Origin of the sequence: Streptomyces sp. NPDC002698 (assembly GCF_042888945.1) — a bacterium.
GTDB lineage: Bacteria > Actinomycetota > Actinomycetes > Streptomycetales > Streptomycetaceae > Streptomyces.
In genome coordinates this window covers 124,886-143,898 of record NZ_JBIAQM010000021.1, presented here as the reverse complement: position 1 = coordinate 143,898, position 19,013 = coordinate 124,886, and the positions used below count along the sequence as shown (strand labels likewise).

Below are 19,013 nucleotides of genomic sequence, written 5' to 3'. Positions count from 1 at the left end.
GTCCTCATACCGGGTGTATTCGGGCGATCCGACAACGCGGCGAGGTGCCGTAGCTGTCGTCGTGCGCCCGCCGGGGATTACGGGACAGCCCTTAGAGGGACGTCAGATGGCCCGAGTCGGTCTGCCGGGGCACCAACGAGGGTTCGTACGCCGCGCCGTTCGGCCCCAGCGCCAGTACCGCGGCGACCGGGTGGTCGTCGTCCGCCAGGCCGTCCGGGTGGGCGTCCCCCGTCACGGCGGGCTCGGGCGCCGAACGCGAGAGCGTCACCACACCCCACGCGGCGACCGACGCCCCCGCGAGCGCGAGCAGCAGGCCCGCCGCGCCGCCCTGGAGACGCTCACCGAGCAGGGACAGCCCGATCGCCGCCGCGGCCAACGGGTTGGCGAGCGTCACGACGGCCAGCGGGGCTCCGAGCCCGCCCTGATAGGCGGTCTGCGACAGCAGCAGCCCGCCCGCGGCGAAGGCCGCCACGAGCAGTGCCACCACGACCACCTGCGCGCTGAGCGGTGAGTCCGAACGGTTCGTCGCGGCGACCGTCACGGTCTGGGTGAGGGCGGAGGCCACGCCCGAGGCGAACCCGGCGGCCGTCGCGTGCCGCAGCCCCGGCCGGGCACCACGCGCCAGCGCGCCGACGACCGCGGCGGTCGTTCCCGCGACGGCGAGCGCCTGCGGCAGGCTCAGCACCTCGTCCGGCGCGGTCCCGGACGCCGTGACGAGCAGCGCGGCGAGGCCGGTCAGGGTGAGCGCCGTGCCGCGCCACTCGACCGCGCTGACGCGCCGTCCGGCTACCCGCGCGCCCAGCGGCACGGCGGCCACGAGGGTGAGCGCCCCGAGCGGCTGGACCAGGGTGAGGGTTCCGTACTTGAGGGCCGCCACGTGCAGCAGCGCGGCCGAGGCGTTCAGCGTGACCGACCACCACCAGGCGCCCTGGGCCAGCAGGCGCAGCGTGCCCGAGCCGGCCGACCGGGCGGCGAGCCGCTCCTGCGCGACGGCGGCGGCGGCGTAGGCGACGGCGGAGAACAGGGACAGGACGACGGCGACGAGCGTCGGGTTCATCGCCCCGCTCCCACGAGTCCGGGCAGATCGCGTACGGGGATCGCGGCGGGCCCGTGTCCCAGGCGCCGTCCCGGGGCCGTCGCCGTCCGGTGCGGCGGGTGGACCACGGCGAGGGCGACGCAGAGCAGCGCGGTCGCCACGATCGCGTCGAGCCAGTAGTGGTTCGCGGTGCCGACGATCACCAGCAGGGTGAGCAGGGGATGCAGCAGCCACAGCGCGCGCAGCCGCGACCGGGTCGCGGTGATCAGGCCGATCGCGACCATCAGCGCCCAGCCGAAGTGCAGCGACGGCATCGCCGCGAACTGGTTCGCCAGGGCGTCGGCCGCCGGGTGCGCGCCGTACACGGTGGGCCCGTACACCTGGCCGGTGTCGACGAGACCCGTCTCCGCGAGCAGCCGCGGCGGCGCGAGCGGGAAGGCGAGGTGCCCGGCCAGGGCGGCCGCGGTGACCAGGGCGAGGATCCGGCGGGCCCACACGTAGTGCGCCGGGCGCCGCAGGTACAGCCAGACCAGGAAGGCGGCGGTGGCCGGGAAGTGGACGGTCGCGTAATAGGTGTTCGCGAGGTGCGCGAGGGTGTCGCTGTGCAGCAGCGCGGTCTGGACGGAGCCCTCGTCCGGCAGGCGCAGGGACCGCTCCCAGCCCCAGACGTCGTGCGCGTCGGCGAAGGCCTCGTCGGTGCGGCCGGTGGCCGCCAGACGGCCGGCCTTGTAGACGACGAAGAGCCCGACGACGAGCAGCAGTTCCCGCAGGAGCGGCGGGCGTGCCGCGGTGTCGTCGGGGCGTGTGTCCGGACGGGCGTGCGCGTGAGGGCGCGGGCGCGTGCGGGCGGCCGCGCCGTGTGGCGCGGCCGGTGGTGTCGCCGCGTCGGGCGGCTCCGGTTCTGACGTGGACTCGGATGCGGAATCCGCAGGCTCGGTTCGGGAATCCATCCCCGGCCCCCTTGCTGACTGCTTGATGTCGTGAAGTGCGCGGTGAGCCCAGGACAGGATCCACTCGGCCTTCCCTGTGCGGGAGGAGGTGGGTCCTGTCCGAGGCTCATCGATACGGCAGTGTACCGATACGGCAGTGTACCGATACGGCAGTGTACCGATACGAGCATGTACCGATACGCGGGTGTACCGATACGGATGCGTACCGGTACCCTCGCGTATCGATTACACTGAGCGCAAGACCGCACCGGCATCGCCCGGATCGAGCGAGGAGAAGCCTCATGACGTCGCAGGCCGCGGACGGACCGGAGACGGTCGCCGCCTCGCGCCGCTCCAAAATCACGCCCGAGCGTGAGCAGGAGTTCTACGACGCCGTGCTCGAGCAGATCAGGGAATGCGGGTACGAGGCGCTCACGATGGAGGGAGTCGCCGCCAGCACCCGGTGCAGCAAGTCGACCCTCTACCGGCAGTGGAGGTCCAAGCCCCAGTTCGTGGCCGCCGCGCTGCGCAACAACCGTTGTCCCCGGTTCACGGGGATCGACACCGGATCGCTCGCCGGTGACCTCCGCGCTGCGGCCGGGGCCGCGGGTGAATGGTCGGCCCGGGACAACACGCAGCTGTTGCAGGGCCTCGGCAATGCCGTGATGCAGGACAAGGAGCTCCAGCAGGCGCTGCGCGACGCGCTCGTCGAGCCCGAGGTCGCCGAGCTGCGGCAGATGATCAGCCGCGGCGTCGAGCGCGGCGAGGTCGACGCCGGTCACCCGGCGCTGGAGTTCATCCCGGCCCAGATGCTCGGCGTCCTGAGGGTGCGGCCCCTTCTGGACGGTCAGTACGCGGACGCGGCGTATCTCACACGGTTCGTGGAGGCCGTCGTGCTGCCGACGCTGGGTCTCACCTGAATCTCAGGCCGCTGTCCGTGGGATGACCGGACGTCGGCCTGTATCGCGCCGCACCGTGGGGACGGGGGCGGCGCACACCCCCCGGCCGGGTGGGGTTCCCCTTGAGCGGAGGGGCGCTCCACCCGGCCGATCCATGTCCGCGGTGTCCCGGCGCCGGGACGGGCGTACCCGGTTTCGGCGGGTCTCAGACGTTCTGGCCGTTTCCGCCGGTTCCGGCCGCCACCTTGATGCCCTTGGTGATCGTGTCGATGATCGACTGCTCGGGGGCCTTGGGGCTGATGTCGACGCCGAAGCGGACGACGACCAGCGAGGCGGGGTCGGCGGGGGACGGGAACACGAGCGATTCGACGTATCCGTCGTCGCCCTTGCTCGTCACGACCTTCCAGCGCACCAGGTAGCCCTTCTCGCCGGCCACCGTGACGGCCTTCGAGGCGAGCTGGGTGTGCGAGGTGATCGAGCCGTAGCCCTTGCCGTACGACTCGGTGGCGTTCTTGGAGATGTCCTCCTTGGCCGCCGCCTCCGCCGTCGTGGACTTCAGTTTCTGCGCCTTCGCCGGGGCCGAGTAGGCGCCGCCGCGCTGACAGTTCTGCGAGGTGTCGCCGGGGCATTTGTACGTGTCCTTGGTGGACACCGCGGCGGTGCCCGCGCCGCTCTGGCCGGCCCAGCCGTCCGGCACCGGGATGCTGATGCCGTTGTAGACGTCCGTGGCGTACCCGGGGTCGGTCTCCGGCCGCCCCGACCCGCCGGGCGCCGGAGTCTGCCCGTCGGAGCCGCCCGGGCCGCCGGGCGCTCCGTTCGGGCCGCCTTCCTGGCCGCCGCCCGGTCCCTGCGGTCCGCCCTGGCCGTCCGTCCCGGCGGGGCCGCGGGACGCCGTGCTGCCGCCGCGTCCGTCATCGCTGGTCAGCGCGTACACGCCGCCGCCGATACCGGCGAGGACGGCGACCGCCGCCGCGACCGCTATGCCCGTGCGCAGCCCGCGCCGCGGGCCGCTCGGGGCGTACGCCGGATAGGGTCCCGCCCCCGCCGGGTATGCCGGGGGACCCCATGCGGCCGCCGGGCCGACCGGGCGGACCTGGTCCGTCCATGTCCTACCGTCCCACCAGCGTTCGGTGGCGGGAGCGTCATTTGTCTGCCCGGGGTCGGGATACCAGCCGGGGGGAGTCGCCTGCGTCATGGGTCCACCGTATGAGCACAGGGTGAAAGGCGGATGAGAGGGTTCCCCGAAGCCCGCTCGGGAGCTGACGCGGTCATGTCGACACGAGGGGGCCCACCGGACGGATGAAGAACGCCAGTGCCAAGGGCGCGTGCGCCTCATGTGCGGCCCGGGCCGGTCCTCGCCCCCCGGGAGGTGGGGGCGAGGACCGGGGGGTGAGGGGCGCCGGCCGGACGCGAAGGGCCCGGCGGGACGTCCGCGGCGCCCCCGCGCACGCCTCCGCGGGAGCGCGGGAGCGGAGGGCGCGCAGGTCACGGCCGCGCGCGGGGGCGCTCGTGCCGGTCCTTCCCGGGGAGCTCGGAGGTTCGCCGCGCGCGGTCCGGCGCGACGGACGAGGAAGGAAAATTACCTTCATTTTCCCATCGGTTGACTGTCCGTCACTTCCCTTCGGCGCTGCCCGGTTTCCGGTGGCGTCGCCTCCGCGACATCGCCGTCACCCGTCCCGGCAACTGGTGCCGGGTCCCGCCTCCGCCGCGGCTCCCAGGAGGCTAGGCTCGTTGCGGATACGTCGTTTGGGTGACCTGGGGAGGTAGCGGGATGACGGAGGGACGACCCGGAGCGGTCGCCTCGGCTTCCCTGTGGGAGCGCGAAGAGGAGGTCGCCACTCTCGAAGAGGCGATCACCGCGCTGCGTGCGGACTCCTCGACCTCGGGCACCCTGCTGGTGCTCAGTGGAGAGGCGGGTCTCGGCAAGACCGCACTCCTGGCCGAGGTACGCAGGATCGCGGAGGGCAAGGGCTGTGCCGTGTGGTCGGCGCGCGGCGGCGAGACCGTCACGTCCGTCCCCTTCAACGTCGTACGGCAGTTGCTCCAGCCGGCCCTCGTCTCGCTGCTCCCGGAAGAGGCGCGCGAGTACCTGGGGGACTGGTACGACATCGCGGGACCCGCCCTCGGCATAGCCGAACCCGGTGACCGGCAGCCCGACCCGCAAGGCGTGTGCGACGGTCTGGTCGCCGCGGTACGGCGCCTCGCGAAGCGGGACTGGCCGCTCGTGCTGCTCATCGACGACGCGCACTGGGCCGACCAGGAGACGCTGCGCTGGCTCGCCGCGTTCGCCGAGCGGCTGGACGACCTGCCCGTCCTCGTCGTGGTGGCCCGCAGGCTCGGTGGGGTCAGCGGCGAGAGCGCCCGGCTGCTCGACGCCGTGGCCGCCGCGGGCCGTCCGGTCGCCACCCTGACGGCGCTGACCCCGGCCGCCACCGAGGGCCTCACCCGCGCCACCCTCGGCGAACACGCCGACGCGCCCTTCTGCCGCGAGGTGTGGGCGGTCACCGGCGGCAACCCGTACGAGACCGTCGAACTGCTCGCCAAGGTCCAGGACAGCGAACTGGAGCCGGTCGAGGGCTCGGCCGCCGAACTGCGCGACCTGAACCGCTCGGCCCGCGGCCGCGGACTCGTCGCCCGCCTCGAAGGACTCGGTATCGACGCCACCCGGTTCGCCTGGGCGGCCGCCATTCTCGGCACCGGGATCTCCCTCGACCTCGCCGCCCAACTCGCCGGAATGCCGGACGAGGAGGCCTCCCGCTGCGCCGAACTGCTGGGCGCCGCACGCATCCTGACCACCGCCGGATCCGCGGGCGGCCAACCGCCGGACGGCGAGCTGGAGTTCGTGCACCCGCTGATCGCGACGGCGGTGTACCGCTCGATCCCGGACGCCCTGCGCACGGCGATGCACGGTCAGGCGGCCTGGGCGGTCACCGAGTCCGGACGCGGCGCGGCGGCGGCCTCCCGCCACCTCCTCGAAGTGCATCCGGACGACGATCCCGAACTCGTCGAGCAGATGCGCGAAGCCGCCCGCGAGCACCTCGCCGTCGGCGCCCCGGACGCGGCCCGGCGCTGCCTGGAGCGGGCGCTCAAGGAACCACCGCTGCCCGAGGTCCACGCACGGGTGCTCTACGAACTGGGCTGCGCCACGCTCCTGACGGCGCCGTCCACGACCATCGGTCATCTCCGGGCCGCGCTCGAACGGCCCGGACTCGAGGACACGGCACGGGTCGACGCCGTCTTCCGGCTCTCCCAGGCACTGCTCCACAACAACCAGTTGGACGAGGCCGTCCGCACGGTCGACGCCGAGGCCGAGCGGCTGGAACCGGGGCCCGCCCGGATGCGGCTCCAGGCCGTGCACTACATGTGGGAGGGCATCCACGCGGGCGAGGAGCGCGCCGGACACTCCAGCGGTCTCGCCGAACTCGTCACGACCTGCACGGGGCGCGACAACTCCGAGCGCGCCCTGCTCATACTGCGCGGCTTCGACGCGATGACCCGCGGCGAGAACGCCGAGGAGGTCGTGGAACTCTGCGACCGGGCCCTCGTCAACGGCCGCCTCGCGCCGGGACTCGCCTGGACCGACACCGAGTGGGGCGTCGAACTCCTGCTGATGCTGGGCAGCGCGTACGCCTACACGGACCGGCTGGACCGGGCCGAGAGCCTGTTCAGCGAGGCCCTGCACGCCTATGTGAAGGCGGGCTGGAGCGGCGGTCACCTCTCCCTGGCCAACGCCTACCTCGGCCTCGCCCACCGCAGGCGGGGCCGCCTCGCCGACGCGGAGCACTACCAGCGCGAATCGCTGCGCCTCGCGGAGCGGGTCGGACGCGGACTGCCCCTGTACTGGTCGGCGACCTGCGGGCTCATCGACACCCTGCTGGCGCGCGGGCACGTCCAGCAGGCGGCGGAGATCGCCGAGCGCTACGGCTTCGCGCCCCCGTACCCCTCCACGATCGTCCTTCCCGACACCCGCTCGGTGCGCGGCCGGCTGCTGCTCGCCGTCGGCCGCACCAAGGAGGGCATCAACGAACTGGAGGCGGCGGAGAAGGCCGCCGCCGCCCGCGGCCACCACAACACGGTGCTCGCACCCTGGGCCGTCGACCTCGCGAAGGCACTCGCCAACGAGGACCCGTCACGCGCCGCCGCCCTGGCCGCCGACGCCCGACGCCAGGCCGAACGGTTCGGCACCGACACGGCGATCGGCGAAGCACTGCGGTGCGCCGCCGCCCTCGAAACCGGTCAGCGCGCGGTCCGGCTGGCAGCCCAGGCGGTCACCTACCTGGAAGCCTCTCCCTGCCAGTACGAACACGCGGCGGCCCGCATCGAGTACGGCATCGCGTCCCGCTCGGTGATGGAACTGAACAAGGGCCTGACCCTGGCGCGCACCTGCGGAGCGGACGGCCTGGCGGCGAAGGCGGAGGCGGCGCTGACGGGTCTGTGACGAACCGCCGGCCGCCGTCAGCCGCCCGAGGCGACGTGTGGTCGGCGGTCGCCGCCTTAGCCGGGGAGCGGTCGGTGGTCGCCGCCTGCGGCGCACGGTCAGGTGACAGCCCACGGGTTTTTTTGGCCGGGGCCGGTCCGCGGGTCCCGGGCCGGGGCCGGTCTGAGGGTCCCGGGCGGGGGCGGGTCTGAGAGGGCCTCTGGTCTGGGTAGCCCGAGGGTGCCCCCGGCCCGGGGTAACTCGCGGGTGCCCCGGCGGGGGTCGGTCCGAGGAGCCCCTGGCCGGGGCCGGTCCGCCGCGTGCCCCTGGCCGGTGTCAGTCCGACGAGTCCGACGGAGAGGCGTCGTCCTCCTCCGTGGCCTCCTCCGCGAGCACCCGCTGGGCCACCGCGAACGCCGAGTTGGCGGCCGGGACACCGCAGTAGACCGCCGTCTGCAGCAGCACCGCGCCGATCTCCTCGGGGGAGAGCCCGTTGCGCCGCGCCGCGCGGACATGCATCGCCAACTCGTCGTAGTGGCCGTGCGCCACCAGCGCGGTCAGCGTGATCATGCTGCGCTCGCGGCGCGTCAGTGTCGTGTCGGTCCAGATCTCGCCCCAGGCGTAGCGCGCGATGAAGTCCTGGAACCGGGCCGTGAACGGGCTCTGGCGCGCCTGCGCGCGGTCCACGTGCTCGTCACCGAGGACCTGACGGCGTACCTCCATGCCGCGCCGCGCGCCCCCGCCGGAGAAGTGCGCCCGCAGAGCCGTCAGCACGGCCTCCGGGCACTGCGCGGGCGCCAGGTGCGAGGCGCCCGGGATCTCCACGAGCGCCGCACCCGGCACCGCGTCCGCGATCTCCCGCAGATGCGCGGGCGGCGTCGCGGGGTCCTCGCGCCCGGCGATCAGGAGCGTCGGTACGGTGACCGACGCCAGCCGGTCGCGGATGTCGAACGCGGCGAGGGCGTCACAACAGGCGGCATACGCCTCCGGGTCTGCGTCGCGGTGGTCCTGGAGCAGCTCCGGCACGGTGAAACCGGCGGTGAACCATCGGGCGTCGGCGGTCGCCGCGACGGGTCCGAGGCCCTCGCGGCGCACCAGTTCGGCCCGTTCCTCCCACGGCTTGGACCCGTTGAAGTGGGCCGAGGAGCAGATGACCGCGAGGGACGAGAGCCGTTCGGGACGGTGGACCGCCAGGTGCAGCCCCACCGCGCCGCCCAGCGACACACCGGCGTACGCGAAGCGCCCGATGCCCAGTGAGTCGGCCAACTCCAGGACGAGCGCGGCCAGATCGGCGACCGTCGCTCCCGGACCGATCGGATCGGCGGGTGAACCGCCGTGCCCGGGAAGGTTCCAGCGCACCACCCGGTGGGTGGTGGACAGTTCGGGCGCGATCTTGTCCCACAGGGCGTACGACGTCCCGAGCGAGGGCCCGAGAAGCAGCGGGGGAGCGGTGACGGGTCCCTCGGCGCGGTGGGTGAGCGGATTCGCGGTCAAGGTCGCTCCAGAGCACGGTCGGTGAGGACTCCGGCGGAGCCCGTGTAGTGGGTCGGGTCGGTGAGCTCCGCGAGGTCGACGCCCGGGAGGTCCTTGAGGCCGGGCTCCTCGCCGAGCAGGTCCGCGAGGGGCCGCCGCTCACCGACGGCCCTCTCGGCGGCTCGCGTCAGCAGCTCCTTGGCGCGCGCCCGGCCGAGCACCGGGGCGAGTTCGGCGGCCAGCCGTTCGGAGACGACCAACCCGTGCGTGAGGCCCAGGTGTTCGCGCATGGCGTCGGCGTTCACCCGGAGATCCGCGGTCAGTTCGGCCGTGTCACGGGCCGCCCCGCCGACCAGCCGCAGCAGATCGCGCAGCGGCTCCCACTCGGCGTGCCAGGCCCCGGCCGGCCGCTCGTCCTCGGCGGGCAGTGCCCCGTACAGGGTGGCCGCGAGCAGGGGGGCGCGCCGGGCGGCCGCGGCCACGAGGGTGGCCCGCACCGGGTTCGCCTTGTGCGGCATCGCGGACGAACCGCCGCCGGATCCCTCGGCCAGCTCGGCGATCTCCGTGCGGGAGAGAGTCAGCACGTCGACGGCCGTCTTGCCGAGCGCTCCGGCCGTGAACGCCAGCGCTCCGGCCAGGTCCGCGATCGGTGTGCGCAGCGTGTGCCAGGGCAACACGGGCTCGGCGAGGCCCAGTTCGCGTGCGTACGCGGCGGTCAGGGCCCGGGTGTCGTCCGCGCCGAAGGCGGTGAAGGCGGCCAAGGTTCCTGCGGCGCCGCCCAGTTGGGCGGGCAGGGAGGTCAGTACGGCGTGCAGCCGGTCCCTGGCGTCGAGCACCAGGGACCGCCATCCGGCCGCCTTCAGCCCGAAGGTCGTCGGCACCGCGTGCTGGGTGAGCGTGCGGCCGGGCATGACGGTGTCCCGGTGCTCCGCCGCGAGCCGGGCGAGGTGGCGCCCGGTCCGTTCCAGGTCGTTCAGGACCAGGTCCAGGGTGCGGGCCGCGACGAGCATCGTGGCCGAGTCCAGGATGTCCTGGCTCGTCGCGCCCCGGTGGACGTACGGGCCGAACTCGGCGCCGACGGCGGCCGTCAGGTCCGCGACCAGCGGGATCACCGGATTGCCGCCGCTCCGGGCGCGGAGCGCGATCGAGGTGATGTCGAAGTCCGCGTCACCGGCGGCGAGGGTCACCGCCGTCGCGGCCCCGGCCGGGGCCAGGCCCAGGGACGCCTGGGCCCGGGTCAGCGCGGCCTCCGCGTCGAGCAGGGCCCGCAGATACGCGGTGTCGCTCGTCGCGGTGGACGCCGGTGAGCCCGCCCGGCCGGGAGCGAGCAGACCGGTGTCGTCCACGACGGGGTCGGCGGGTGTCACCGGAACTCCAGGAAGACCGTCTCGCCTTCGCCCTGGAGGCGGATGTCGAAACGGTACGTCCGCATCGCGCCCTCGGCCGCGATCAGCGTGGCGCGCCGCTCGTCCGGCAGCGCGTCGAGCAGCGGATCGCCGCCGTCGGCCAGATAGGCGCGGGTGAACAGATGGTGCGTCAGACCCCGCGCGAACACGCACACCCCGATGTACGGCAGTCCGGTGTTTCCCGGCGGCAGCGTGCGCAGCGCGTAGCGGCCGTCGGCGTCGGTGGCGACCCTGCCGAAGCCGGTGAAGTCGACGCCGTTGCGGCCGAGGAAGCCGCCCGTGGACGGGTCGCGGCGCAGCGATCCGGGAGCGCCGGTGAGCGAGCCGTCGGGCGCGGCCTGCCAGAAGTCGAGCAGGGCGTCGGGGACCGGTGTGCCCGCCCCGTCGAGCACGTGGCCGTGCAGGGTGATCGTGTCGGGGTGGCCCGGGGGCGCGATGTCGCCGCCGCCCGGGAACGGCAGCGCGTGGCCGTAGAAGGGGCCGATGGTGTGCGCGGGGGTGGGGAGCAGCCGCTCGGTCATGCTCATCGGCCTTCCTCGATCCAGGTGGCGGAGGGACCGTCGAGGACGATGTCCCACTCGTAGCCCATGGAGAACTCGGGCCGCGAGAGATCGTGGTTGTACGCGGCGGTCAGCCGGTCGCGGGCCGCCGGGTCCGTCACGGACCGCAGGATCGGGTCGTAGGGGAACAGCGGGTCGCCCGGGAAGTACATCTGGGTCACCAGCCGCTGGGTGAACGCGCTGCCGAAGACGGAGAAGTGGATGTGCGCGGGCCGCCAGGCGTTGGTGTGATTGCCCCAGGGGTACGGTCCCGGCTTGACCGTGGTGAACGTGTACCGCCCCTGATCATCCGTCAGGGTCCGTCCCACGCCGGTGAAGTTGGGGTCGAGCGGGGCCGGGTGCTGCTCGCGCAGATGGGCGTACCGTCCCGCGGCGTTGGCCTGCCAGATCTCGATGAGCTGGCCGCGCACCGGTCGGCCCTCGCGGTCCAGCAGCCTGCCCGAGACGGTGATCCGCTCGCCGATCGGCTCGCCCCGGTGCTGCAGGGTGAGGTCGTTGTCGATCCCGGTGATGTCGGTGACGCCGAAGACCGGGCCCGACAGCTCGACCGTCTCCGGGTCGCCGCCGCTCACGGCGACCAGCGGCTGCTGAGGGTGGCGCAGCCGCGAGCTGCGGTACGGGGGATAGTCGCGCGCGGGGTGGTGCCGCACGGGCGCGCCGCCGGCCACCGCCTTGTCGTACGTGTCCTGGTGATCCTTGATCTCGGCGTCGATGTCCGACTGAGTGAGAGCCATGGCCGACTTCCTAGCGTTCGAGGACGAGGGCGAGGCCCTGGCCCACGCCGATGCAGAGGGTGGCAACTCCGACTCCGCTGCCTTCGCGGGCGAGTTGGTGGGCGACGGTTCCGGCGAGCCGGGCACCGGAGGCGCCGAGGGGGTGGCCGAGGGCGATGGCGCCGCCCCGCGGGTTGAGGATCGCGGGGTCGAACTCGGGCCACTCGGCGAGGCAGCCGAGGACCTGCGCGGCGAACGCCTCGTTCAGCTCCAGCACCGACAGATCGTCAAATCCCTTGCCCGCCTTGGCCAGAGCGCGGTTCACGGCCTCGACGGGGGCGAGTCCGAAGTACTGCGGGTCGGTCGCGGACACGCCCGTCGCGGACACCCGGGCGAGGGGTTCGCGGCCGGTGGCCCGAAGCCCCTCCGCGTCGGTCAGCAGAAGGGCGGCGGCCCCGTCGTTCAGGGGTGAGGCGTTGGCCGCGGTCACCGTGCCCCCTTCCGCGCGGAAGGACGGCTTGAGCCGGGCCATGGCGTCGAGAGACGTGTCGGCGCGGACGCATTCGTCGGCGCCGAACACGAGCGGACCGCCCTTGCGGCCGGGCAGGGACAGGGGAGCGATCTCGGCGTCGAACAGGCCCTCCGCCTGGGCCCGGGCCGCCTTCCGGTGGCCGGCGAGGGCGAACTCGTCCTGCCGCTCGCGGGTGATGCCGTGCTTGTCGGCGATGAGTTCGGCGGACTCGCCGAGGGGGATGGTCCACCGCGGGTCCATCCGCGGGTTGACCATGCGCCAGCCGAGCGTGGTGGAGTACAGCTCGGCGTGCCCGGCCGGGAACGGCCGCTCGCTCTTGGGCAGGACGTAGGGCGCGCGGGTCATCGACTCGACGCCACCGGCCAGGGCGACGGAGGCGTCGCCGAGCGCGATGGCGCGGGCCGCCTGGATGACGGCTTCGAGGCCGGAGGCACACAGCCGGTTGACGGTCACGCCGGGCACCGAGGTGGGCAGTCCGGCCAGGAGGGCGGCCATCCGGCCCACGTTCCGGTTCTCCTCGCCCGCGCCGTTGGCGTTGCCGAAGTACACGTCGTCGATCCGCGCCGGGTCCAGGTCCGGGGTCCGGGCGAGGAGTTCGCGGACGGTGTGGGCCGCCAGGTCGTCCGGGCGGACGGCGGCCAGTGAGCCGCCGTACCTGCCGAAGGGCGTCCGGACGGCGTCGACGATGTAGACGTCCTTCATGACCGGATCCCCTCCGCGACGACGACCTCGGCGGCGGTCTTCGCCGCGATCTCACCGGCCGTGACACCCGGAGCGGTCTCGACCAGCAGCAGCCCGGCGGGGGTGATGTCGAGGACGCCGAGGTCGGTGATGACGCGGTTGACGCACGCCTTCCCGGTGAGCGGCAGCCCGCACTCACGGAGGATCTTGGGCGAGCCGTCCTTGGCGGTGTGGGTCATCACGACGATGACCGTCCGGGCCCCGTGGACGAGGTCCATCGCCCCGCCGATGCCGGTGATCATCTTGCCGGGGACGGCCCAGTTGGCGAGGTCGCCGCCGGCCGACACCTGCATCGCGCCCAGCACCGCGACGTCGATGTGCCCGCCGCGGATCATCCCGAAGGACAGCGCGGAGTCGAAGTACGAGGCGCCCGGCAGGACCGTGACGGTCTCCTTGCCGGCGTTGATGAGGTCGGGGTCGACCTGGTCCTCGGCGGGGTAGGGGCCGGTGCCCAGAATGCCGTTCTCCGACTCCAGGATCACCTCGACGCCGGCGGGGAGGTGGTTGGGGATCAGGGTCGGCAGGCCGATGCCGAGGTTGACGTACTGGCCGTCCTTCAGTTCACGCGCGGCGCGGGCCGCCATCTCTTCCCTGCTCCAGGCCATCACCCGCTCACCGTCCCGTCCGCCGCGGACGCCGAGACCGTCCGCTTCTCGATCATCTTGGCGTCCGCCTGCTCGCGGGTCAGGGCCACGACGCGCTGCACGAAGATGCCGGGCAGGTGCACGGCGTCCGGATCGATCCCGCCCGGCTCCACGAGCTCCTCGACCTCGGCGATCGTCACCCTGCCGGCCATCGCGGCGAGCGGGTTGAAGTTCCGGGAGGACTTGTTGAAGACGAGGTTGCCGTGCCGGTCGCCCTTCGCGGCCCGTACCAGCGCGAAGTCGGTGCGGATGCCGCGCTCCAGCACGTACGCGGTGCCGTCGAACTCGCGCACCTCCTTCGGCGGGGAGGCCAGCGTGACGCCGCCGTGGCCGTCGTACCGCCACGGCAGTCCGCCGTCGGCGACCTGGGTGCCGACCCCGGCGGGCGTGTAGAAGGCGGGGATGCCGGCACCGCCGGCGCGCAGCCGCTCTGCCAGCGTCCCCTGCGGGATCATCTCGACCTCCAGCTCGCCGGCCAGATACTGCCGGGCGAACTCCTTGTTCGCGCCGATGTACGAGCCGGTGACCCGGGCGACGCGTCCGGCGGCGAGCAGGGTCGCGAGCCCGGAGTCCATGGCCCCGCAGTTGTTGGAGACGACCCCGAGTCCCTGGACGCCACGCTCGTGGAGGGCCTCGATCAGCACGTTCGGAACGCCACTGAGGCCGAATCCGCCGACCGCGAGGGTCGCGCCGTCCGGTACATCGGCCACCGCCTCCAGTGCCGTGGCGACCACCTTGTCCATCCGTGAAGCCTCATCTCTCCCGAGTGTCCGGCGCCAAATTAGTCAGGGCACTGAGTAATTCTGCGAGGTGTTCAACACGCTGCCATCCGGACTTCGGTCCGTCAAGACTTCGGATAGGAGCAGCGATGTGAAGGGTCGGCAAGGCCGACAGGGGTGGGACAGCCGCCAGGTAGGGCAGGTATCGTTCAGTGCACCAACGAATTCAGAGCATCGATGAACCCGGAGCGCCCCCGAGACGCGGGGCATCGACGAGACGCTGGGCATCGACGCACACCACCCCGGTGCGGCGCTGTCACCGGCGCGAACCGGACCCGAGGAGCGCACATGGCCGCGGTGGACCTCTCCACCCACCCCGGGCACCTGGCCCGGCGACTCCAGCAGGCGCACTACCTGCTGTGGAACACGATGGTCTCCGAGGAGATCACCTCGCCCCAGTTCGCGGTCCTGAACGCGCTGGTCGCCGAGCCCGGCCTCGACCAGCGCACGGTGGGGGAGCGGGTGGGACTCGACCGGTCCACGATCGCCGAGGTCATCAGCCGGCTCGGGCGCCGCGCGCTGCTGGACAAGGTGCGCGACCCGCAGGACGGACGGCGCTTCCTGCTGCGCCTCACGGACGAGGGGCTGCGCGTCCACCGGAAGCTGACCGTGCGCACCGCGCGCATGAACCAGGTCTTCCTGGCTCCTCTCTCCGCCGAGGAGCAGGATCTCTTCTTCGGCCTCATCCAACGCGTCTCGGACGCCGCCGAGGGGCTCCGCAACCCCGGGGAACCCCTCCGCGCGCAGCACTGAGGGCTGAGGTCCGCCGGAGCGGGGGCCGAACCCGGGGCTGGAGCGGGGGCCGGACCGGGGGCCCGGCCGGCCCGTCCGCCCGCGGGTGCCCACACCCGGGTGCCCGGGGCTCACGCCTTGGCGAGGACCACCCACACCTGCCCCGGGGCGAAGTTCATGGGCGTGCCGTCCGGACTGGTGAACCGCGTGCCGTCGGCCGCCTCGGGACGCGTCCAGTTCGCGTCGAAGGCGCGGCCGTCGCGCAGTACCCGGGCCGTGCCCGAGCCCACCGACTCCGTGAACGGAGTGTTGTTGCCGAGGAAGTCGTGGTACCTCGACGCGCGCACCTTCACGTACTGGATGACCACCGTCGCCGGAGCCACCGAGGTGCCGTCGGTCGTCACCGTCGGCGTGCCGTCCATCGCCACCAGCCAGCGCTCGCGGTCGGCGGACCAGGTGAAGGTGAAGCGGGCCGACGGGAAGCGGACCGTGCGGGAGGCCTCGGGGGTGCCGCCCTCGGGTGCCGCGCCGAAACGGAAGCCCGTGGTCAGCGCGGCGTCGCCGGGCGCGGAGTCCATCAGTCGCCGCGGGCGCAGATACAGATTGTGCGGCGCGGCCTTGCCCGTGCCCCGGTACCAGGCGTCGGGCACCTTCCCCGCCGGCTCGGGATCCAGCGGAGCGTCGTCGATCAGCGGCAGCAGCTTGTGCTGGGCCCCGGAGAAGGCGAGCGTCGGCTCGTGGAACTGTCTCAGCAGTTCGAGATCCGACTCGCGGGCACTGCGCACGGGCCCGACGCTGTCGGGCAGGGTGCTCGCGAAGACCGCCATCAGCCGGCTCAGACCGCCCTCGACCTGCTCCACGTAGACCACGTCCGCCGCGTCGAGCCCCGTCTGGGGGCGGGCGTCGGGCGCGTTGTCGATCTTCACTGCGAGTACCGGGCCGCTGTTCGGGACGCCGGTCCCGCTGTCGCTCGGGCTCTGGCTCGGGGACCGGCTGTCGTCGGCCGTTCCGCCGCCCGAGGTGCAGCCCGTCATCAGTGAGGCCGTGACCGTGACGGCCAGCAGTCCCGCCGTCCATGCGCCGCGCCGCGTCCGAACCGACTCTCGTATGCCCACCGTGCCACCTGTCCCGTGCCATCGATTGTGCGTCCATCAGTTCATCGGTGGCCATACCCGATCGTTTCTGATTGCGCGCGGCGGCTGAGTTGATCGGCTCAGCGGGACGATCCGTGCAGGGTCGAAGAGGGTCGCGGAGGAAGCGGCTCCGTGCGCGGTGCGTCAGCTCCGCGGCCCCAGGATCTCCGCCAGGTCGTAGCCGACCGGCTCCTCCAGTTGTCCGTACGTGCAGCTCTCGGCGGTGCGGTCGGGGCGCCATCGGCGGAAGCGGGCCGTGTGGCGGAACCGTACGCCGTTCTCCATGTGGTCGTAGGCCACCTCGGCCACCCGCTCGGGCCGGACCGGGATCCAGGACTGGTCCTTCTTCGCCGACCACCTGCTCGGCGCCCCCGGCAGCCGGGCCGTCTCGTGCGCCGACTCCTGCGCCCAGGCCGCCCACGGATGCCCGGCCGCGTCCTCCAGCCGCAGGGGCTCCAGCTCTTCCACCAGTTCCGCCCGCCGCTCCATGGTGAACGCGGCGCTCACGCCCACGTGCTGGAGCGTGCCCTCCGTGTCGTACAGGCCGAGCAGCAGCGACCCGACGACCGGTCCGCTCTTGTGGAAGCGGTACCCCGCGACGACGACGTCCGCCGTCCGCTCGTGCTTGATCTTGTACATGGCACGCTCGTCCCGCAGATACGGCAGGGTGAGCGGTTTCGCCATGACCCCGTCGAGCCCCGCCCCCTCGTACCGCTCGAACCACCCCTGCGCCACCTCGCGGTCCGTGGTCGCCGACGCCACGTGCACCGGCGCCGTCACCCTGGACAACGTCTTCACCAGCAGCGCGCGCCGCTCGCTCAGCGGCACGTCGAGCAGCGAGGCGTCGGCCAGTGCCAGCATGTCGAAGGCCACGAACGAGGCGGGGGTCTTCTCGGCCAGCATCCGCACCCGTGAGTCCGCCGGGTGGATCCGCTCCGAGAGCGCGTCGAAGTCGAGCCGCCCGTCCCTGGCGATCACGATCTCCCCGTCCATCACACAGCGCTCCGGCAACCGCTCCCGCAGCGCCTCGACGAGCTCCGGGAAATACCTGGTCAGCGGCTTTCCGGTGCGGCTGTCGATCTCCACCTCGTCGCCGTCGCGGAACACGACGGCCCGGAACCCGTCCCACTTCGCCTCGTAATGCATGTCCGGCGGGATCTTCGCCACCGGCTTGGCGAGCATCGGCTTCACGGGGGGCATCACCGGCAGATCCATACTTCGACTCTAAGAGCCGTCCATGGTGTCCGCCTGTCGCGTCTTCCGCCCGGCGGGGTGCGGCTGTCCTGCGGTTTCGCGTCCGTTTCGCGTCCGGACCGGGAGCCGGGGGTCCCGCCGGAGGCCGAGGCCTCCGGCGGGACGGACGGGGCGGACCTGTCCCGCTTCCTCGCGGCGGGACGGCCGGCCGGGGTCAGCCGAAGTAGTCCGGCTGGGTCTGGACGTTCAGCTCGTCCAGCCGCACCCGCTTGGCGGGGTCCGTGCGCCGGTCACTGATCTTCAGCACGTCGAAGCCCTTGGCGATGTCGTTCGAGTAGATGCGGCCGTTGTAGTAGTACGCCGACCAGGCACCGCCCGTGACCATTCCGGTGGTGGACAGCGGACCGCGCTCGAAGTAGGCGATCTCCTTCGGGTTCGAGGAGTCGGTGAAGTCCCAGACCGAGACGCCGCCTTGGTACCAGGCCTGGACCATCAGGTCCTTGCCCTTGACCGGGATCAGCGAGCCGTTGTGGGCGACGCAGTTCTCGGTGGCCGCCTGGTGACGGGGGATCTTGTAGTAGCTGCGGAAGACCAGCTTGCGCTTGTCGCCCTTGCCGACGATGTCGTAGATGCCGTCCGCGCCGCGGTTCGGGCCGATCTCGGCGTTGCAGGTGGCCGCGCCGCCGCCGCCCAGCTCGTCGGTGAAGACGACCTTGTTCGCCTTCTGGTTGAAGGTCGCCGAGTGCCAGAACGCGAAGTTGACGTTGTCCTGGACCCGGTCGATGACCCTCGGGTTCTCCGGGTCCTCGACGGAGAACAGGATGCCGTCACCCATGCAGGCACCGGCGGCCAGGTCCTTCTCCGGCAGCACGGTGATGTCGTGGCAGCCGGTGGTCTTGGACACGCCCGGGTTGGTGGGCGAGCCCGGGTTGCCGCCGCCGTCCGGGCCCTCGCCCGGGAAGAGGACGGGGAAGTTCACGACCGCCGCCCGCTCGGGGGCCTTGCGCGGCACCTTGATGACGGAGATGCCGTCGTGCGGGGGCTGGCAGTCCGGGTAGGCGGCGTTCGGCGAGTACGAGGAGACGTACACGTAGACGTTCCTGCGCTCGGGCACCAGGGTGTGGGTGTGCGAGCCGCAGGCGGTCTCGACGGCGGCGACGTACTTCGGGTTCCTCTTGTCGCTGATGTCGAAGATCTTCATGCCCTCCCAGGAGGACTTCTCGGTCACGGGCTGCGTGGTGCTGTTGCAACTGCTGTCGCTGCGCGAGGAGTCGGTGGAGAGGAAGAGCAGGTCGCCGGAGACGGAGATGTCGTTCTGCGAGCCCGGGCAGAGCACCTGCGCGACGGTCTTCGGTGCCCCGGGGCCGGCGATGTCGAAGATGCGGAAACCGTCGTAGTTGCCGGCGAAGGCGTACCGGCCCTGGAAGGCCAGGTCCGAGTTGGTGCCCGGCAGCGCGTCCTTGGGGATGTTGGTGAGGTGTTCGATGTTGTCGGAGTGGACGATCTCGTCCTGTCCGGGTATCTCCCCGTCGGCTATCGCCTCGGCCGCCCGAGCCCGTGCCTCCTGCGACACCTGGCGTTCCGCGGCCGGGCCGTCCCCGGGGTCGGGGGTGGCGGCCGCGGGAACGGCCGTCAGGAGTGCCGCGAGGAGTCCGGCACAGGCCGCGACGACACCCAGTCGTCTGTGCCGCGTTCGGGGATGGTTTAACAGGGTCACTGCAACCTCCATTGTCGCCGTTCACGGGGGAACGGTTCACGGTCCCCCGAAGTATCGCCTTCATCATGCACAGATCAAAGATGGGTAATACGTTCGTCATGAATCTCG

The 19,013-nt window shown here is 72.5% G+C and carries 16 protein-coding genes; 3 read left to right on the top strand and 13 right to left on the bottom strand.

Annotated elements, in window-relative coordinates; genetic code table 11:
* Nucleotides 1-91 precede the first annotated feature (91 nt).
* Both ACFYW9_RS26870 and ACFYW9_RS26865 read right to left on the bottom strand, forming a co-directional pair.
* Nucleotides 92-1,057, bottom strand: coding sequence for a hypothetical protein (locus ACFYW9_RS26870; protein WP_389155244.1), 966 nt, complete (start codon nt 1,055-1,057; stop codon nt 92-94).
* Complete coding sequence (locus ACFYW9_RS26865; RefSeq protein WP_389155241.1) at nt 1,054-1,986, bottom strand: phosphatase PAP2 family protein; 933 nt, start codon at nt 1,984-1,986, stop codon at nt 1,054-1,056. The genes ACFYW9_RS26870 and ACFYW9_RS26865 overlap by 4 nt, the downstream gene beginning before the upstream one ends.
* A gap of 281 nt (nt 1,987-2,267) precedes the next feature.
* Here ACFYW9_RS26865 and ACFYW9_RS26860 point away from each other — a divergent pair, with 281 nt between their 5' ends.
* Entirely contained in the window at nt 2,268-2,885 is a 618-nt protein-coding gene (locus tag ACFYW9_RS26860; RefSeq protein ID WP_351873243.1) for a TetR/AcrR family transcriptional regulator, read from the top strand.
* A gap of 184 nt (nt 2,886-3,069) precedes the next feature.
* On the opposite strand, the gene ACFYW9_RS26855 is transcribed toward ACFYW9_RS26860, so the two are convergent.
* Complete coding sequence (locus tag ACFYW9_RS26855) at nt 3,070-4,059, bottom strand: DUF2510 domain-containing protein (RefSeq protein WP_389155237.1); 990 nt, start codon at nt 4,057-4,059, stop codon at nt 3,070-3,072.
* A gap of 576 nt (nt 4,060-4,635) precedes the next feature.
* On the opposite strand from ACFYW9_RS26855, the gene ACFYW9_RS26850 reads away from it, so the two are divergent.
* Entirely contained in the window at nt 4,636-7,302 is a 2,667-nt protein-coding gene (locus tag ACFYW9_RS26850; protein WP_389155234.1) for an ATP-binding protein, read from the top strand.
* 315 nt (nt 7,303-7,617) lie between these two features.
* Here the strand turns inward: ACFYW9_RS26850 and pcaD are convergent, their stop codons facing one another.
* From pcaD to ACFYW9_RS26815, 7 genes are read right to left on the bottom strand one after another with little or no spacing between them, the layout of a single operon-like run.
* Nucleotides 7,618-8,775, bottom strand: a complete 1,158-nt coding sequence (pcaD, locus tag ACFYW9_RS26845; protein WP_389155231.1) for a 3-oxoadipate enol-lactonase — start codon at nt 8,773-8,775, stop codon at nt 7,618-7,620.
* Complete coding sequence (gene pcaB / locus ACFYW9_RS26840; protein WP_389155228.1) at nt 8,772-10,121, bottom strand: 3-carboxy-cis,cis-muconate cycloisomerase; 1,350 nt, start codon at nt 10,119-10,121, stop codon at nt 8,772-8,774. Before pcaB ends, pcaD begins: the two co-directional genes overlap by 4 nt.
* Nucleotides 10,118-10,681, bottom strand: coding sequence for a protocatechuate 3,4-dioxygenase subunit alpha (gene pcaG, locus ACFYW9_RS26835; RefSeq protein WP_389155266.1), 564 nt, complete (start codon nt 10,679-10,681; stop codon nt 10,118-10,120). The genes pcaB and pcaG overlap by 4 nt, the downstream gene beginning before the upstream one ends.
* Nucleotides 10,682-10,683: 2 nt before the next feature.
* Nucleotides 10,684-11,454 carry a protocatechuate 3,4-dioxygenase subunit beta gene (pcaH, locus tag ACFYW9_RS26830; protein WP_389155225.1) on the bottom strand — a complete coding sequence of 257 codons (771 nt, stop codon included), beginning with the start codon at nt 11,452-11,454 and terminating at the stop codon, nt 10,684-10,686.
* A gap of 10 nt (nt 11,455-11,464) precedes the next feature.
* Nucleotides 11,465-12,667 carry a thiolase family protein gene (locus ACFYW9_RS26825; protein WP_389155222.1) on the bottom strand — a complete coding sequence of 401 codons (1,203 nt, stop codon included), beginning with the start codon at nt 12,665-12,667 and terminating at the stop codon, nt 11,465-11,467.
* Nucleotides 12,664-13,311: a CoA transferase subunit B gene (locus tag ACFYW9_RS26820; protein ID WP_389155219.1), complete on the bottom strand. Its 648-nt coding sequence runs from the start codon at nt 13,309-13,311 to the stop codon at nt 12,664-12,666. Before ACFYW9_RS26820 ends, ACFYW9_RS26825 begins: the two co-directional genes overlap by 4 nt.
* Nucleotides 13,311-14,093 carry a CoA transferase subunit A gene (locus tag ACFYW9_RS26815; protein WP_351873263.1) on the bottom strand — a complete coding sequence of 261 codons (783 nt, stop codon included), beginning with the start codon at nt 14,091-14,093 and terminating at the stop codon, nt 13,311-13,313. The genes ACFYW9_RS26820 and ACFYW9_RS26815 overlap by 1 nt, the downstream gene beginning before the upstream one ends.
* Before the next feature lie 324 nt (nt 14,094-14,417).
* Between ACFYW9_RS26815 and ACFYW9_RS26810 the strand changes: the two genes are divergently transcribed.
* Nucleotides 14,418-14,882, top strand: coding sequence for a MarR family transcriptional regulator (locus tag ACFYW9_RS26810; protein ID WP_351873265.1), 465 nt, complete (start codon nt 14,418-14,420; stop codon nt 14,880-14,882).
* Nucleotides 14,883-14,992: 110 nt separating this feature from the next.
* On the opposite strand, the gene ACFYW9_RS26805 is transcribed toward ACFYW9_RS26810, so the two are convergent.
* From ACFYW9_RS26805 to ACFYW9_RS26795, 3 genes are all read right to left on the bottom strand, one after another.
* Entirely contained in the window at nt 14,993-15,970 is a 978-nt protein-coding gene (locus tag ACFYW9_RS26805) for a DUF3048 domain-containing protein (protein ID WP_389155263.1), read from the bottom strand.
* A 168-nt stretch (nt 15,971-16,138) separates the two neighbouring features.
* Nucleotides 16,139-17,209: an ATP-dependent DNA ligase gene (locus tag ACFYW9_RS26800; protein WP_351873271.1), complete on the bottom strand. Its 1,071-nt coding sequence runs from the start codon at nt 17,207-17,209 to the stop codon at nt 16,139-16,141.
* Between the two features lie 193 nt (nt 17,210-17,402).
* Nucleotides 17,403-18,905: an LVIVD repeat-containing protein gene (locus tag ACFYW9_RS26795; RefSeq protein ID WP_389155213.1), complete on the bottom strand. Its 1,503-nt coding sequence runs from the start codon at nt 18,903-18,905 to the stop codon at nt 17,403-17,405.
* Nucleotides 18,906-19,013: the final 108 nt, after the last annotated feature.

Bases quoted from the DNA above. Each gene is read 5' to 3' on its own strand.
- ACFYW9_RS26820 (WP_389155219.1), bottom strand. From the start codon at position 13,311: ATGGCCTGGAGCAGGGAAGAGATGGCGGCCCGCGCCGCGCGTGAACTG.
- ACFYW9_RS26810 (WP_351873265.1), top strand. From the start codon at position 14,418: ATGGCCGCGGTGGACCTCTCCACCCACCCCGGGCACCTGGCCCGGCGA.
- ACFYW9_RS26850 (WP_389155234.1), top strand. From the start codon at position 4,636: ATGACGGAGGGACGACCCGGAGCGGTCGCCTCGGCTTCCCTGTGGGAG.
- ACFYW9_RS26865 (WP_389155241.1), bottom strand. From the start codon at position 1,986: ATGGATTCCCGAACCGAGCCTGCGGATTCCGCATCCGAGTCCACGTCA.
- ACFYW9_RS26825 (WP_389155222.1), bottom strand. From the start codon at position 12,667: ATGAAGGACGTCTACATCGTCGACGCCGTCCGGACGCCCTTCGGCAGG.
- ACFYW9_RS26815 (WP_351873263.1), bottom strand. From the start codon at position 14,093: ATGGACAAGGTGGTCGCCACGGCACTGGAGGCGGTGGCCGATGTACCG.
- ACFYW9_RS26855 (WP_389155237.1), bottom strand. From the start codon at position 4,059: ATGACGCAGGCGACTCCCCCCGGCTGGTATCCCGACCCCGGGCAGACA.
- pcaG (WP_389155266.1), bottom strand. From the start codon at position 10,681: ATGACCGAGCGGCTGCTCCCCACCCCCGCGCACACCATCGGCCCCTTC.
- ACFYW9_RS26800 (WP_351873271.1), bottom strand. From the start codon at position 17,209: ATGGATCTGCCGGTGATGCCCCCCGTGAAGCCGATGCTCGCCAAGCCG.
- pcaH (WP_389155225.1), bottom strand. From the start codon at position 11,454: ATGGCTCTCACTCAGTCGGACATCGACGCCGAGATCAAGGATCACCAG.
- ACFYW9_RS26870 (WP_389155244.1), bottom strand. From the start codon at position 1,057: ATGAACCCGACGCTCGTCGCCGTCGTCCTGTCCCTGTTCTCCGCCGTC.
- ACFYW9_RS26860 (WP_351873243.1), top strand. From the start codon at position 2,268: ATGACGTCGCAGGCCGCGGACGGACCGGAGACGGTCGCCGCCTCGCGC.